Here is a 14,858-nt window from a genome sequence, read left to right as displayed (position 1 = left end):
CTTTAGACCAGTTTTCATGAGGAAAATCTGTAATCATTAATAATAAACATGAATATTTTGCAGTGATTAATATTTGTTATGAATATAATCTATAACAATGAAGAGTTATCAGTTGTTCGGTGTATAGCCAGAGACGAGTTCAGTTTGTGATTTTTACAGGGCAGTTACAGCCGCAAAATTTTATGGCTGATTTCACCTTCCCCTCAAGCTTATCTTTCTTAAAAAGAGAAATAATTCTTAAATTCAAATAGTTATATACAATCTACTCTCTTTCTTGTGACTAGCTTCACATTTCATACTGATGCATTGGAATGAAATAAAATTTCATGAGATTTTGTGTTTGAGAAAAATTATTTCATGAGGTGTGAAATGGACGCAAAGCTGTACATCACTGAGATCATCAATGAATTAACCTTCGTTAAGGACTCTATCCGTGAGGATGACTGCACCAAATTGATCGACGCTATTCAGCAAAGCCAGCGCGTTTTCTGCTATGGCCTGGGGCGTGCCGGCTTTTCCATGAAAGCCTTCACCATGCGCCTGATGCATATGGGCAAAGAGGTTTACTTCCTGACGGAAACCATTACGCCGAACTTTGGGCCTGGCGATCTGTTTATCGTTTCTTCCGCTTCCGGTGAGACAGCACAACTGGTGGCACTGGCGAAAAAAGCACGTCAGTTTGGCGGCGCTGTGGCGGTGTTAACCACGAATCGACACGCCACTATCACCGAGTTTGTCGACGTCATCGTGCAAATCAATGCCCCTTCCAAAAATCAAAAAGATTCTGTTTTCCGCTCGGCACAGCCGATGGCGTCGTTGTATGAGCAAGCTTTGCTGGTGATTGCCGATGCATTAGTGATGAAGATGGCTGCTGAAAGCGGTGCGCCGGAAAGTGAACTGTTTAAGCGCCACGCCAATCTGGAATAGTCGTCGCCGTTATTTGCTCGATACCCTACAGGAGAATAAAAATGAGCAAAAAAATAACATCCTTGTTTAACTTCAAGAAGTTGCAGAAATTTTCTTCTGCTCTGATGTTACCAATCGCCATTCTTCCGGCGGCGGGTTTGATTTTAGCCATCGGGATTTCATTTAACATTGAGCTGCTGGCGAATTGCGGCGGCCTGATTTTCGCCAACCTTCCTTTGCTGTTTTGTGTCGGTATTGTGATTGGCCTGACAGGTGATGGTTCTTCATCACTTTCAGCGATTATCAGTTACATGATCATGAATGCCACGATGGGAACGCAACTTGGCATTACCGCGGAGTCCGTTGCAGCCAGTAACGGTGACTATGCGATGATCCTCGGGGTACCGACGTTACAAACGGGAGTGTTTGGCGGTTTGATTGTCGCCATCTTTGTTTATCTGCTCTATACCCGCTTCCACAATATTGAATTGCCTCAGTTTCTTGGTTTCTTCGGTGGAAAACGCTTTGTACCGATTATTACGGCGGTGGCGGCAATTATTGTCGGCTATTTATTGCCGTGGCTGTGGATACCGGTACAAAAAGGTCTGGCGTCGCTTTCAACGCTGGTGACCAGTGGGCATAACGCGAACTTCGCGGCCTTTATTTACGCCGTTGGCGAACGTTCGCTGATTCCTTTTGGCCTGCATCATATCTGGAACGTGCCGTTTTATTACAACTTTGGCGACTACATGACCAAATCCGGGCAACTGGTGACGGGCGATATTCCGGTGTTCTTTGCCCAATTGCGCGACGGTGTTCCGTTGACGGCGGGGTTGTTTATGACAGGTCGTTTCCCAATCATGATGTTTGCGTTACCTGCCGCCGCGTTGGCGATGTATCAGGAAGCAAAACCGGAACGTAAGGCGCTGATTAAAGGCCTTTTACTCTCCGGTGCGCTGACCACATTTGTTACCGGGATTACGGAGCCGCTGGAATATGCATTTTTGTTTGCAGCTCCGGTTCTCTACATCATTCACATCTTCTTATATGCCACTTCATTTGTGCTGATGAACATCCTGAATGTGCACATTGGTCATCCTTTTGCTGGCGGTCTTATTGATTTCGTACTGAATGGCGTTATGCCAAACCGCACGCCGTGGTATCTGGTGTTCCTGGCAGGCGCGGGCTATGCAGCGATTTACTACACCGTATTTCGGGTACTGATCCGCAAGTTGAATCTGAAAACACCGGGACGTGAGGATGAAGAGATTGCCGTTGCAACCACATTAACGCGCGAAGAACGTCCATACCAAATCATCGAAGCAGTAGGTGGTTTCGACAATATCGAAGATGTGGATGCCTGCGCAACACGCCTGCGGCTGGCGCTGGTAGACGATAAGAAAGTGAATGAAAAACGGCTGAAGGAGTTGGGGGCTGCGGGTTTAGTGAAACTGGGTGATGGCGGTGTACAGGTGATATTTGGCGGCAAATCGCAAATCCTGCGCGACGAAATCAAAACCGTAATGAGCAGACCGCGCCCGACAGAAATGACAGTGGCCTGTGCTAACTAATTCGAGATTAGCGGGCTGGTTTCAGCCCGCCAGACAGAGAGAGCTGAAGTATGAATTCACAATTACTGGCTAATGCCATCCGAATGTTAAGTGTTGATGCGATCCAGAAAGCGAACTCCGGTCATCCGGGCGCGCCGATGGGGATGGCGGATATTGCCGAAGTGGTCTGGCGTCGTCACCTGCGTCATAACCCAAAAAATCCGCAGTGGTTTAACCGCGACCGCTATGTTCAGTCGAACGGTCACGGCTCCATGTTGATTTACGCTTTGCTGCATCTTACAGGCTACGACCTGTCGATGGATGATATTCGCGACTTTCGTCAGCTCCACTCCCGCACGCCGGGTCATCCAGAATATGGTTATACGCCGGGTGTTGAAACCACCACCGGCCCGTTGGGGCAGGGCGTAGCTAATGCGGTGGGGATGGCGATTGCGGAGAAGGCGCTGGCGGCAGAATTTAACAAACCGGGCTTTAATATTGTTGATCATCACACATGGCTATTTTTGGGTGATGGCTGCCTGATGGAAGGGATCTCCCACGAGGCCTGTGGTCTTGCAGGAACGCTGAAGCTCGGCAATCTGATTGCTATCTGGGACGATAACGGTATTTCGATCGATGGTCACGATCCAGAAGCGGTAGATGCTGCGGTGCGTGAAGCGAAAAGCGTCACGGATAAGCCCAGTCTGCTGTGCTGCAAAACGATTATCGGTTTTGGTTCGCCAAATAAAGCCAACAGCCACGATTGCCACGGCTCGGCGCTGGGTGCAGATGAAGTGGCGCTGGTGCGTGAACGTCTGCAATGGCCGTATGCCCCTTTCGAAATTCCTGGTGAAATTTATGCCGCATGGGATGCGACCGAGAAAGGCGCGCAGGTTCAACAGGAATGGGATGCACTGTTTGCCGACTACGCGAAGCAGTGGCCGGAACTGGCGGCGGAGTTTACTCGTCGCATGAAGGGTGATTTGCCTGCTGGCTGGGTCGAGAATATGCAGAAATATGTGCACGATCTGCAATCCCATCCGGCGGCGCTGGCAACCCGTCAGGTTAGCCAGAAATGCCTCAATCACTTCGCAGATATGCTGCCGGAACTGATGGGCGGCTCGGCGGACTTGTCGCCCTCTAACCTGACTCGCCATCAGAAATCGGTTGATTTCACCGGAGAAAATCCGGCGGGGAATTACATCTCCTATGGCGTGCGTGAATTTGGTATGTCGGCCATCATGAACGGTCTTGCGCTGCATGGTGGGTTTATCCCTTACGGCGGTACTTTCCTGATGTTTATGGAATATGCGCGTAATGCACTGCGTATGGCGGCGCTGATGAAGATCCGCTCGGTGTTTGTTTATACCCACGATACCATCGGCCTGGGCGAAGACGGCCCGACACATCAGCCCGTTGAGCAACTGGCGTCGCTGCGTCTGACGCCGAATATGGAAACCTGGCGCGGTTGCGATCAGGTGGAAGTGGCGGTGGCCTGGCAACAGGCGATTGAGCGCAAAGATGGCCCAACGTCGTTGGTATTAACGCGCCAACCTCTGGCGCAACAGCCGCGCACCGCTGCACAGTTGGCAGAGATTGCGCGTGGTGGTTATGTACTGAGTGATTGTGACGGTCAGCCTGAGATGATCCTCATTTCTGCGGGTTCAGAGATTGAGTTAGTGGTCAGCGCCGCAAAAGCGTTAACGGAAGAAGGGCGTAAAGTTCGCGTGGTTTCCCTGCCGTGTACCGAGCGTTTCGATAATCAGGATGCGGCGTACAAAGAGTCGGTATTGCCAAAAGCTGTACGCAAACGTCTGGCGGTAGAAGCCAGCATCGCCGGATTCTGGGAACGCTACGTGGGCCTGAACGGTAAAGTGATCGGCATGACGAGCTTTGGTGAGTCTGCTCCGGCGAATGTGTTGTTCAAACACTTTGGTTTTACGCCGGAAAATGTCCTGGCGCAGGCGCGTGAGCTACTGAACAGCTAAACCTGCACAAGGGGTGAAAGGATGACCTTTTACCCCTTGAAACGGGAGCCAAGAAACTCTTCACGGGTGCGGTATTTCTCGTAATGCGCCTTGTTTTTATACATAAACAACAGCACCAGCATATCAATAACGCCCATTGCCGGAACGCGAGTGGAGTCGAAGGCTTCAAAGAAGATTTTATCGCTGACCGCGGTATTGAGTTGATGGGTGGAGAGTTTTGATAACGGAGATTTAATATAGTTAGTGATACAAACGGATTTGGCACCGCGCTCTTTCACCACTTTAAAGATATCGACCATTAAGTTGGTGCTGCCAGAGTTAGAAATACCAATCGCCAGGTCGCGTTTCCCCATAGAATATGCCGCATTAATTTGCATTTCCGGGCTGACGTGAACAACGGTTTTTAATCCGAGTTGGCTGAATTTATAAGCACCATAAACGGCCAGAGGGTTTGAATTTCCAGCAGCAAAAAAGAAAATAGTATCGCAATTAGCAAGTAGTTTGAGAATGGACTCAAGCACTTCGGCATTAAAAAATTGCGTTGATTGTATTAAATCTTCGGCCTGTTTTTTTAATAAGAAGGTTGCCAAAGATGTTATATCGCTGAAGTCGGTATTTTCAGGATAGCTATTGTCAGGATTAATGACTTCTTTTGCTAATGCAATTTTTAAATGGTAATAACCCTGATAACCTAATTTCTTACAGGTGCGTACGATAGTCGCTTCACTGGCATGGCTTTTTTCTGATAGTTCAGTGACACTATAGTTCACGACTTCATGTGCGTGGCTAAGAATATAGTCAGCGACCTTTTTTTCCGCCTGATGCAGTGTAGGGTAATTGCTTTGAATCAGACTTTTTACGGTTATGTTATTCATAATTAGTAAATTTCATTCTGACAGAAAGTGCTGATTATAACATAGTTTTCAGGCGTGGATAGGTGTGAAAAAAATGAAGGTGTGCAGTGAACGTAATGATTAACAGACCGGTTAATTTTCATGAATTACGTCAACTGCACAAAAATAATTTAAACGGGTGCTCTAATTAAAGCAAGACTTATATTTTTATCATTGTATTGTCAATTAAATACAAATTGTGTCATTAATTGTGGGTTTCTTAAATATTCTATGCACCACTGACAGGCTTTGCCCATACCATCGGAACGAGCGGCAAGAAATAACTTGGTGGCGTGTTTATGTTCGCGCATTGGCTTTTTAAGCAATTTACCGCTGTTCAATAACGGCAATGCCAGATGATGTGGAATATAACCAATACCGACGTTTTGTTCTATTAAGGCGATTGCCGTAGCGAAGTCAGGAACAAAAATGGGTTTTTGTCCTTCCAACAACCAGGCTTGCATCGGGGGGAAGTTAACGGAGGTATCGCGGATACAAACCGCTGGATAGTGACGCAATTCACTGTTTTCTAATGGATGCCGCTTCGCTGCCAGTGGGTGGAGTGGGCTGACGACAAAATCCCATTCCATTTGTCCGACCGGTTCGCTAATGATGCCTTCACTGCTTGGTACTGCATGAGGAGCACCGTAGACCAGATCAGCACGCTTACTGTACAGCGCATCCCAGCAGCCGTTGTATACCTCAAGATCTACCGTCAGTGTTGTTGATGTGAATTGCCGTTCAAAATCTCGAATAAATGCCACCAGCAAATCACCAGGAATAATATTGTTTACCGCAATTGTCAGTTCACGCTCAATACCATCGTGAATCAGCACTGTGTTGCGCTTTAATGCTTCCAGGTCGCCAAGAATAGTTTTGCTATGTTCGATGAAGTAACTTCCCGCTGGCGATAATTCAATATAGCGTCCCTTACGAATGAACAGTTCAACGCCCAGGCTCTCTTCCGCTTTCTTGATAGTGTAACTGATGGCGGAAGGGACTTTATTTAACTGCTCGGCTGCGGTGGTAATGCTCTGGTGTCTGGCGACCAGATGAATAACACGAAGCGTTTCGTCTGAGATGAACATAAGGCTCCCTGGTCAGTGGTAAAGTGGCTGAATCTCTCCAGATTCAGCCGTAATCATTGCCTGAGTATACCCAGGAATTAGCGGTGTTGACTTGCCCGACTGAGAATCGCATACGCGATACATGCCACCAGAATCGAGTCTACCGAAGGGATCGTCGTCAGGGTGAATAAGCCTTTTACGGTCATAAAGCCAACCGCTGCGCCTATGATCCATGCTGCGAATGTCAGCACTTTAATCTGTGACTCCTGGGCTAACACTGACTCTTGATAGCCATTACGGCGATAAAGGAAAAAGTCAGCGATATAAATTCCGGCAACGGGTGGCGTGGCGATACCCAGGAACAGCAGAAACGGAATAAACCACGCCATAATATCCATACTGCCTACGATGGCGGAAAGGATACCCAGCGCCACGGTAATCTGCCATTTGGGAAAGCGGGTAAGCAGTGTGGAAACCACCAGCGTGCCCTGGAACATATTGCCCGCGTTACCGGTGACGCAGGCGAAAATCAACAACAGCGCCGCAGGCAGAACCGCACCGAATACCGCCATCGCACCCAGTAAAGATCCCTGACCACTAATGGCGCTCGGCGTTGCACCCGCCCAGTAGAGCAGAGGGTAGGCAACCAGAAACGTCACGCCTGCGGCAATCAGCGCATGTTTGCGGTTATGCACAAAACTACCGAAATCAGGCAGTGTGGCAACCAGCACAATAATGGTGCCAACAACGGTGGAAACGGCGACACCTGTATTCATCTCCACAATCGCCGCTGGTACTGCCACTTCGGTATGGGTTGCCACATAGAGGATGTAACACAGCACCAGCGCGATAACCGGCACGGCAACTTGGGCAATTTTTCCCAGAACGGTAAAGCCAAATGCCGTAGAGGCGACAAAAATGACACAGCCAGCCGCCACTAACAGTGCCAGTGGAACTTCCAGTCCATGTTGAGCCAGTAAGTCATGTACCGAATGACCAAACATATTGGCGGTAACGGCAATCCAGCCGAACAGACTTATCGCCATCAAAATGTTAATGGCGATGGCCCCTTTTTCGCCAAACGAATATTTCACAATGCCATACGTTGGCAGGCGGGCTTTTTCTCCCACGCTAATGGTGATGGCTGAAAGTAAGGTCAGAATGACGCCGCCTAACAATACGACGCTAATTAAACTGCTGCTGGAAAGTTGATTGCCGAGGCTTGAGGATGACAACAGTACAGGTGTGACGGCAATACCCAGCAAAATCATGGCAATACGCAATCCTGATGCCGTATTCAGATTCTCTTCTTTTTTACGCATAGTATGTTCCCTTTATAAATGCGCGTTACACAGTATGAAAATGCCCGGTGTATTTGCGCCAGCTACCCAGTTCTGTAATTTCCCGTTGGCCTTCGGTCAGCCAGTTTTCTGCCAGTACGCCCAGCACTTCGCTACCATCGGCAAGTTTGATTTTGCCAATTGCCAGCCCAGCGGGTTCGCTCATTAACAGAGCGGCAAAACTGGCCAGCGGTAATTGCCAAATTTCTACGTCGACGTGTGTTCCTCCTTCATTCACGCGAATCATTCCCGGATGGCGATCATTAATACTCCACAACCGGTAATGGGCGTCAGTTCGGTCTTCACGGACAAAAATACCGCCCGCTTTTTGCATATTTGGGTTGAGTTCCAGGCCGCGCATCAGCGTTCCGTTAACGGCTAAAAGCGTTGTAGTCATTGTGTTCTCCAGAGAATTAAAGGGTTATCCATGTACCGCTCTGATGCGCCAGGGCTGCTTTTATGGTTTGCGGTGAAGTAATCAGGCCGCTGGCCTGTTTGCCTTGTTGCTGGCTGGCATTGATGAAATCAACAATGGCTTCCACTTTGGGTTGCATACTGCCGACACCAAACTGACCTTCCCGCAACAGCGTTTGCGCTTCGGCAACGCTGATAGCGTCGAGCCACTGTTGTTGTGGTGTACCAAAGTTAATCGCTACTTTTTCTACACCGGTGGGGATCACCAGCAGATCTGCGCCTAACTGACTGGCGAGCAGCGCGGAGGCCAGATCTTTATCGATCACGGCTTCCACACCTTTCAGTTGTTGCCCGTCTCGCACCACCGGAATACCGCCGCCGCCGCAGGCAATAACCAGATATCCCTGGCGCACCAGGTGAGCGATGGTGTCGTGCTCAATAATTTCCAGTGGTGCAGGAGAGGGAACTGTACGCCGCCAACCACGCCCGGCGTCCTCCATCAGCGTCCAGCCGAGTTGTTGTTGGCGTTGTTGGGCCGTTGCTTCATCGAGAAACGCGCCAATTGGTTTACTGGGGCTGGCGAAAGCATCGTCATGTGGGCTGACTCGCGTTTGTGTCACCAGGGCAATTACCGGTTTGTTTATGCCACGGCGAGCCAATTCGTTATGCAGCGCTTTCTGGAACATGTAGCCAATTGCACCTTGTGTATCACCCACGGCGTAATCAAGTGGAACCGGAGAAACTTCGTTACTGGCGAGTTCAGAGCGGCGCAGAATAAAGCCCACCTGCGGGCCATTACCGTGGGTTAGTACCAGGTCCCATCCGGCTTCAACCATATCAACGATATGCTGCACGCTTTCCATCACTGCAACATATTGATCGGGAATACTATTGCGTTGCTCGTCCTGAATGAGCGCATTGCCGCCAACCGCGACGACAGCCAGTGGCTTAACCATGATGGTTCTCCTTTGCGACGATCTCCGCCAGTGCACGTACAGCGGCGACAAAACAGGCCATCGGCGCAGTGGTGATCCCGGCACCAATTTGCCCGACCCCCGCTTGTTTGTGGGCGATACCCGTATTGATGACCGGTAAAATGCCGCGATCGGTCACTTTACGCGCATCAATCCCTGCTGCGGTGGGGGCAAAATTGAGGGCTGGAAGTGTAAATGCGGGGTTACCGCCGAGGGTGATGGCTTGCATCCGACGGCTGTTATTGGTGGCATCGACAGGGGTGCCTCCCACAAATTTGACGATCGCCGGAGACGACGCCATCGCGAAGCCACCCACACCTGCGGTTTCAGTAATTGCGCTATCACCCAGGTCAGCAGCAGCATCGTCAACGCCAAATCCGGGGAAGAACAGACCTTCAACGGCATTGGCAGGAGCCTGGAACCAGCGATCGCCAGTACCGGAAAGCCGAATACCAAAATTCACCCCGTTACGCGCCATCACCGTAACCATTGAACTGAACGGTACATTGGCGGCGGCATCCATCATTGCTTTACAGGCAGCCATCGACAGATTGAGGAAGAAGTGATCGTTACCGGTGATAAATGCCACGACGCGCTGGATATGTTCCTGTGGAAGAGAGCAGGCTAGCAATGCCGGGAGCAGGCGCTTAATCAGCAAACCGGTAGCGGCAGCATTGCGGTTATGAACTTCATCCCCCATATGCAGCGCCTGCGCCATTAATGGCTTGAGTTCCAGCTCGCCGTGTTGTGCGATTGCTGCTTTCATTGCTGGAGCCAGTTCATCGCGCATCCAGGCCAGACGATTGAGAACTTCATCGTTATTGGCGCCAAAACGGAGAACCTTACCCAGACCTTCATTGAAATTGCTAAAAGTACGGTGGCCGTTGGTTTTGTTTTCTACCACCCATAACGGCATCGACGGGCTGATGATGCCTGCCATTGGGCCAACCGCGTGATAATGATGACAAGGGGCAAGGTCGATTTCGCCTGCGTTTATTTGGTTTTCAGCGTCTTGCTGGCTGGTGGCCCAACCTTCGTACAGCATGGCACCAATAATCGCCCCTTTTACCGGACCACACATCTCTTCCCAGGCAATCGGCGGGCCAGAGTGCAAAATACGTTTTTGTTCAGCCATTGCTGGAATGGCCTCTTTAGCGAGCATGACATCCACCAGCACGGGCTGTGCTTCGAGATAACGTGCCATGGCGATTTGGTTGGCATTTTCTACCAGGGGATGACGTAGCAACGATGCCAGATCCAATCCAGCGTCAATATCGCCTTGTGCTGGTGGCTGCCAGTTGAGTGCAATTGCGCTTCCCCCGGCATGTTGAATATTGTCAGCAAAACTGTGTAGTCCCGCGTTCACGACCTTCAAAGGCTGATTAAATAAGGTATTCATACGTTTAGCCCCTTTTTCTGCAACTGAGTCTGTGCAACGGTGCTGGCCCATAGCGCCGCCTGTGCATTGCTGCTGGCGATGATGACGCCCGCATTTTGTAGTGCGCTTATCTGCTGACTGCGTATTTGCGGATCAGCTTCCGTTCCGCAAACGTGCGCAATCAGCAACGGTGCGTTATTCATGTCGATGTGTGAAAGTTGGTCCAGTAATTCGCTGGCAGGCGTCGTGGAAGCGCCATAACCAAGTACCAGGTCGAATAACACGACGGCAGTGTGTGAGTCGTTGAGTTCGTTGAGCAGACGTTGATTGCGCAGAGTCGGGTCGATCATTGGATGCGGTTTGCCACGGGTGAAATCATCGTCGCCCATATCGATCAACGTGTGATCTTCGCTTTGCCAGATATTTGCCAGAGCACGATTACCCGCAACTGGCGTATTGGAAGCTGCGCTGAATCCCTTTTGTTGGCAGATAAGTTGCGCTTCGTAGCAGAAGGTTCCTCCGGCGAAAACACCGCGTATCGCCTGGCGATGGGCTGGCAGACGCTGGCAGGCGTTTTGTAACATTGTGAGATCGTCGCAGGAAATCTCGGTCTCGACAGCCGGAAGTGGTTGATCATTCAGTAACGCCACGGCGATGTTGGCGGCGCTGGCAAGTGTGGTGGCCGCGGTGATATTGGGACGTGCCAGATCATGCGGATTCGCACCGAGGAAATTCACCACTACGGGTTTTCCACAAGCCTCGGCACGCTCCAGAATAGTCCGGGCAACGATCGGTGAAGGCGGTTTTGATATAAGCACAATCACGCGAGTTTCATCGTCTTGCGCCAGCGCATCTAAAGCGAAGAGCATCGATATTCCACCAATCTCTTCACTGAGATCATGTCCGCCTGTTCCCAACGCCTGAGAAATACCCGCTCCGAGCTGGTCGATTCGGCAAGTCACTTCCTGTAGCCCGGTGCCTGACGCGCCAATAACACCAATTGCTCCGCGTTTCACCACATTAGCGAAGCCTAACGGAATGCCGTTAACAATGGCGGTTCCACAGTCAGGTCCCATTACGATGCGCTGACGTTCTCGGGCAAGCGTTTTGATGGATTTTTCCTGCCCGATACTGACGTTATCGCTGAACATCATCACGTTCATTCCGAGGTTTAACGCTTTCATTGCTTCGGCGGCGGCGTAGTCTCCCGGTACAGAAATGAGTGCCAGGTTGGCTTCGGGTTCGGCTTCCAGTGCCATTTCCAGGCTGACCTTTTCCGGTGTTTTAATGCCACTATCCGTTTCATCATCGGGTTTGCTGGTCAGACGTTGCTGGGCCAGTACCAGTGCTTCATTGCAAATATCTTCTTCACCCATGACTGCAATCACTAAATCATTGGGACTGGCGTTGATTTCGTTACCCAGACCCGCATCGCGCAATTGTTCGAGATTATTGGGCGTTCCCATGACGACCGAGGCCTGTTGAATACCGGGCAACTTGCTGATTTGCGCGGAAATCTGCATCAGAGAAACTGAGTCCTGATAAAGATTACTGAAAACTTTATATTTAACTTTCATGCTGTTACGCCTGTTTCATTCCGCCCGATAGCAAAATTCGGGCAAAGCATCCCCGTGTAGCCCCATAAACGGGCTACGGGAGAAAAGGTTGAAATCAATTCATGGTGTTCAGGGTTCGAAAGCCATGCAGCATTCCTGCAAGGCAATCTACTCCTGACGTTGCGCCAAATTGCATGACCTGTTCTGCACAGGATGCGATTGTCATTGCCGATGCGCTCCCAACCAGTTGTGCGAGTAACTGGCAAATCGGTTCTGAAAAATGTCCCTGAAGCGCACGCTCCAGATAATGACGACTGATATCCGTGGTGTTGTGCGCATGTTGATCAATTGCCTGCTGCAACCGGTATTGATGATCGGCAAGTGGTGCAGGGAGTTGCCATAACCAGAGCGCTGCCAGATAGCCCAACAAATAGTCATCTCCATCGGGTGTTAAGCCTTTACCAAAGCCGATCAGTTGTGGCACCTGGCGTTCCAGCGCATCTGGATGTTCCATAATCGCTAATCCCTGGTGCGTGAGGCTATCCGGCAGGTGCAATGTGCTTTGAACGTTATGTTCCAGACAAAATAAAAGCCGTTGCGATGCCATCGTTGGGTAGTGCTGGAAAACCAAAGGGAATGCCTCAAGTGTCAGCATTCTCCCCACAAATGGCGACTGCCAGAGCGTTGCGTTTTCGAGCGCCACACAAAATCGAGGTGTCCGCAGTAAGCCTTGGGTTAACTGAATGGGATCTGAATGGGCAATCTCTCTTCGCCAGTCCCAACATTCAGGTAGCCAGACTCTGGCAGCATCAGGGAGATTCAGATACGTTTGCGCACACAACAGAGTGATGAATGTTCCCGCGTCTGAATACAGATTTACCGCATGTTTAAAAGCGCTATGCAGACGTAAATCTTGCGTTTCATTCTGCGGGAAAAGATATCCCAACGACGATGCGCAAAGCGTAACCTGTACCATCGGCGTTAGCCTTCCAGACCTGCAATAATGGCTTTGGAATCAGTAACCCAACCGAAAATGGCACCTTGTGCTTTGATCATCTCAAGGGCGTATTTCTGGAATTCCGGGAAATAGGAGCCGACACAATCTTCCGGGATAATGCATTCATAGCCACGATCATTTGCTTCGCGCACGGTGGTGGTTACGCAAACTTCGGTTGTAACACCACAAACTATCAGCGTCTTGATACCGTGGTTTTGCAAAATCAGATGTAAGTCGGTTTGATAAAACGCGCCTTTGCCAGGCTTATCAATCACCGGTTCGCCTGCCACCGGGTACAGTTCAGGAATGATGTCATGACCTGCTTCACCTCTGACCAGAATGCGTCCCATCGGTCCTGGTTCACCAATAAAGGTTTTTCCGCCGCGCGTCAGTTTGGCTGGCGGGCAGTCGCTTAAGTCTGCACGATGGCCTTCACGAGTATGAATAACCATAATTCCTTTTTGACGTGCGGCTGCCAGCACCTCTGTACATGGTGCGATAGCCGTGCGTACCAGTGAAACATCATTGCCCAGTGCCTCACCGAAGCCCCCTGCTTCGACAAAGTCACGCTGCATGTCGATCATGACCAGTGCCGTTGTGCGCGGATCAAAAGGTAATTCAAAGGGTTGAGCCTGAAAAATGGATTGCGTCATGGTAAATCTCCTGTCTGATGTTTAAACGATCCAGTTGTTCTGAGAACGAGTATTCAGGAGAAAAGCGGCACAAAACAGGAAAAAAGTTTGCCGCACAGCAACGAAATTTTTGCATTCAGCAGGTGGTGTGATGACGAATGTGAAGGGAGTCAAAGAGTGGCATACAGCAACAAATTTTTTGATGCTGTATGGTTTTGAGATTAAAAAAATCGTTGAAATTGTGTGAGCTTAATCATCAGATTTAGCGACTATGGCGTTACTTTTTAACACCATACTGTGTAAACCATTCCAACATTCGCTGCCAGCCGTCTTTCGCAGACTCGGCATGATAGCTCGGACGATAATCGGCGTTGAACGCATGCCCTGCATCCGGGTACACGATAATCTCTGCTTTCGCGTTTGCTGCCCGCAGCGCCTGGCGCATCGTTTCCACGCTCTCTTGCGGAATGCTGTTATCCTGGCCGCCATATAAGCCGAGAACCGGCGCGTTAAGATCGGTTGCGATATCAACAGGTTGTTTCGGTGAATTCAGCGACTTATCGCCCGTCAGTTTGCCGTACCACGCCACTGCGGCTTTTAGCTGTGGATTATGCGCGGCATACAGCCAGGTGATACGTCCACCCCAGCAGAATCCGGTGATCATTAAACGATGAACATCGCCGCCGTTGCGGGAAGCCCAACTGGCGACATGATCGAGATCGGCCAGCACCTGCGAGTCAGGCACTTTTGCTACCAGACCGCTAAGCAACGTGGGGATATCGGCAAAATCATTCGGATCGCCTTCGCGGAAGTAAAGTTCAGGTGCGATAGCCAGATACCCCTCCAGCGCCAGACGGCGACAAATGTCGCGGATATGTTCATGCACGCCAAAAATTTCCTGCACTACAATGACCACTGGTAGTGGGCCATCGCTTTGCTTTGGTCTGGCATGGTAAGCAGGCATGTTATCCCCTTGTGAAGGGATAGAGGTGAAGCCCGCCACAATCGCGTCGTCCGGAGTCTGAACGATGGTCGAAGCGAGAGGCGATGCAGCAGGTGCAAATCCAGATTGTTGTGTTGTTGCCATGGTATTCTCCGTACCCTTATAAAAATGTTGCGCAATGTTAACTATAGTCAGCATGCAACAAATCACATTGCCTGAA

General features: G+C 50.2%; 13 protein-coding genes. 3 read left to right on the top strand and 10 right to left on the bottom strand.

Going from position 1 to position 14,858, the window contains the following annotated elements:
- The first annotated feature begins 369 nt into the window (after nucleotides 1–369).
- The 3 genes from hxlB to ACJHYO_RS20070 are packed head-to-tail and all read left to right on the top strand — an operon-like array spanning nucleotide 370 to nucleotide 4,444.
- Entirely contained in the window at nucleotides 370–927 is a 558-nt protein-coding gene (gene hxlB, locus ACJHYO_RS20080) for a 6-phospho-3-hexuloisomerase (protein ID WP_000339041.1), read from the top strand.
- A gap of 41 nt (nucleotides 928–968) precedes the next feature.
- Complete coding sequence (gene ptsG / locus ACJHYO_RS20075) at nucleotides 969–2,477, top strand: glucose-specific PTS transporter subunit IIBC (protein WP_000037973.1); 1,509 nt, start codon at nucleotides 969–971, stop codon at nucleotides 2,475–2,477.
- Nucleotides 2,478–2,527: 50 nt separating this feature from the next.
- On the top strand, nucleotides 2,528–4,444 hold the full coding sequence (locus tag ACJHYO_RS20070; RefSeq protein ID WP_410232557.1) for a transketolase family protein: 1,917 nt from the start codon (nucleotides 2,528–2,530) through the stop codon (nucleotides 4,442–4,444).
- Nucleotides 4,445–4,473: 29 nt separating this feature from the next.
- On the opposite strand, the gene ACJHYO_RS20065 is transcribed toward ACJHYO_RS20070, so the two are convergent.
- The 10 genes from ACJHYO_RS20065 to ACJHYO_RS20020 form a co-directional block, all read right to left on the bottom strand.
- Nucleotides 4,474–5,319 (bottom strand): MurR/RpiR family transcriptional regulator, encoded by an 846-nt coding sequence (locus ACJHYO_RS20065; protein WP_001060030.1) that lies wholly within the window; start codon nucleotides 5,317–5,319, stop codon nucleotides 4,474–4,476.
- 200 nt (nucleotides 5,320–5,519) lie between these two features.
- Nucleotides 5,520–6,425 (bottom strand): LysR substrate-binding domain-containing protein, encoded by a 906-nt coding sequence (locus tag ACJHYO_RS20060; RefSeq protein WP_000470718.1) that lies wholly within the window; start codon nucleotides 6,423–6,425, stop codon nucleotides 5,520–5,522.
- 77 nt (nucleotides 6,426–6,502) lie between these two features.
- On the bottom strand, nucleotides 6,503–7,726 hold the full coding sequence (locus ACJHYO_RS20055) for a cytosine permease (protein ID WP_001227362.1): 1,224 nt from the start codon (nucleotides 7,724–7,726) through the stop codon (nucleotides 6,503–6,505).
- A gap of 25 nt (nucleotides 7,727–7,751) precedes the next feature.
- On the bottom strand, nucleotides 7,752–8,141 hold the full coding sequence (locus ACJHYO_RS20050) for a glutamyl-tRNA amidotransferase (RefSeq protein WP_000214035.1): 390 nt from the start codon (nucleotides 8,139–8,141) through the stop codon (nucleotides 7,752–7,754).
- A gap of 16 nt (nucleotides 8,142–8,157) precedes the next feature.
- Nucleotides 8,158–9,114 carry a carbamate kinase gene (gene arcC, locus ACJHYO_RS20045; RefSeq protein WP_000240546.1) on the bottom strand — a complete coding sequence of 319 codons (957 nt, stop codon included), beginning with the start codon at nucleotides 9,112–9,114 and terminating at the stop codon, nucleotides 8,158–8,160.
- Nucleotides 9,107–10,531 carry a DUF1116 domain-containing protein gene (locus ACJHYO_RS20040; protein WP_001093933.1) on the bottom strand — a complete coding sequence of 475 codons (1,425 nt, stop codon included), beginning with the start codon at nucleotides 10,529–10,531 and terminating at the stop codon, nucleotides 9,107–9,109. The genes arcC and ACJHYO_RS20040 overlap by 8 nt, the downstream gene beginning before the upstream one ends.
- The gene (fdrA, locus tag ACJHYO_RS20035) at nucleotides 10,528–12,087 is read right to left on the bottom strand and encodes an acyl-CoA synthetase FdrA (protein ID WP_000865648.1); all 1,560 of its coding nucleotides are present in this window, start codon (nucleotides 12,085–12,087) and stop codon (nucleotides 10,528–10,530) included. Before fdrA ends, ACJHYO_RS20040 begins: the two co-directional genes overlap by 4 nt.
- A gap of 94 nt (nucleotides 12,088–12,181) precedes the next feature.
- Entirely contained in the window at nucleotides 12,182–13,042 is an 861-nt protein-coding gene (locus tag ACJHYO_RS20030) for a DUF2877 domain-containing protein (RefSeq protein ID WP_001305370.1), read from the bottom strand.
- Between the two features lie 5 nt (nucleotides 13,043–13,047).
- A complete protein-coding gene (locus tag ACJHYO_RS20025; protein ID WP_000194414.1) occupies nucleotides 13,048–13,716 on the bottom strand; it encodes a cysteine hydrolase family protein in 669 nt (222 codons plus the stop codon).
- 256 nt (nucleotides 13,717–13,972) lie between these two features.
- Nucleotides 13,973–14,782 (bottom strand): dienelactone hydrolase family protein, encoded by an 810-nt coding sequence (locus ACJHYO_RS20020; protein ID WP_001298606.1) that lies wholly within the window; start codon nucleotides 14,780–14,782, stop codon nucleotides 13,973–13,975.
- Nucleotides 14,783–14,858 lie beyond the last annotated feature (76 nt).

Source organism: Escherichia sp. WS1118 (genome assembly GCF_046487695.1).
GTDB lineage: Bacteria > Pseudomonadota > Gammaproteobacteria > Enterobacterales > Enterobacteriaceae > Escherichia > Escherichia coli.
Note: the sequence above shows the minus strand (reverse complement) of the source record. Positions and strands in the feature narration are given on the sequence as shown.

Bases quoted from the DNA above. Each gene is read 5' to 3' on its own strand.
- fdrA (WP_000865648.1), bottom strand. From the start codon at position 12,087: ATGAAAGTTAAATATAAAGTTTTCAGTAATCTTTATCAGGACTCAGTT.
- ACJHYO_RS20040 (WP_001093933.1), bottom strand. From the start codon at position 10,531: ATGAATACCTTATTTAATCAGCCTTTGAAGGTCGTGAACGCGGGACTA.
- ACJHYO_RS20070 (WP_410232557.1), top strand. From the start codon at position 2,528: ATGAATTCACAATTACTGGCTAATGCCATCCGAATGTTAAGTGTTGAT.
- arcC (WP_000240546.1), bottom strand. From the start codon at position 9,114: ATGGTTAAGCCACTGGCTGTCGTCGCGGTTGGCGGCAATGCGCTCATT.
- ptsG (WP_000037973.1), top strand. From the start codon at position 969: ATGAGCAAAAAAATAACATCCTTGTTTAACTTCAAGAAGTTGCAGAAA.
- ACJHYO_RS20030 (WP_001305370.1), bottom strand. From the start codon at position 13,042: ATGGTACAGGTTACGCTTTGCGCATCGTCGTTGGGATATCTTTTCCCG.
- ACJHYO_RS20055 (WP_001227362.1), bottom strand. From the start codon at position 7,726: ATGCGTAAAAAAGAAGAGAATCTGAATACGGCATCAGGATTGCGTATT.
- ACJHYO_RS20050 (WP_000214035.1), bottom strand. From the start codon at position 8,141: ATGACTACAACGCTTTTAGCCGTTAACGGAACGCTGATGCGCGGCCTG.
- ACJHYO_RS20020 (WP_001298606.1), bottom strand. From the start codon at position 14,782: ATGGCAACAACACAACAATCTGGATTTGCACCTGCTGCATCGCCTCTC.
- ACJHYO_RS20025 (WP_000194414.1), bottom strand. From the start codon at position 13,716: ATGACGCAATCCATTTTTCAGGCTCAACCCTTTGAATTACCTTTTGAT.
- ACJHYO_RS20065 (WP_001060030.1), bottom strand. From the start codon at position 5,319: ATGAATAACATAACCGTAAAAAGTCTGATTCAAAGCAATTACCCTACA.
- hxlB (WP_000339041.1), top strand. From the start codon at position 370: ATGGACGCAAAGCTGTACATCACTGAGATCATCAATGAATTAACCTTC.
- ACJHYO_RS20060 (WP_000470718.1), bottom strand. From the start codon at position 6,425: ATGTTCATCTCAGACGAAACGCTTCGTGTTATTCATCTGGTCGCCAGA.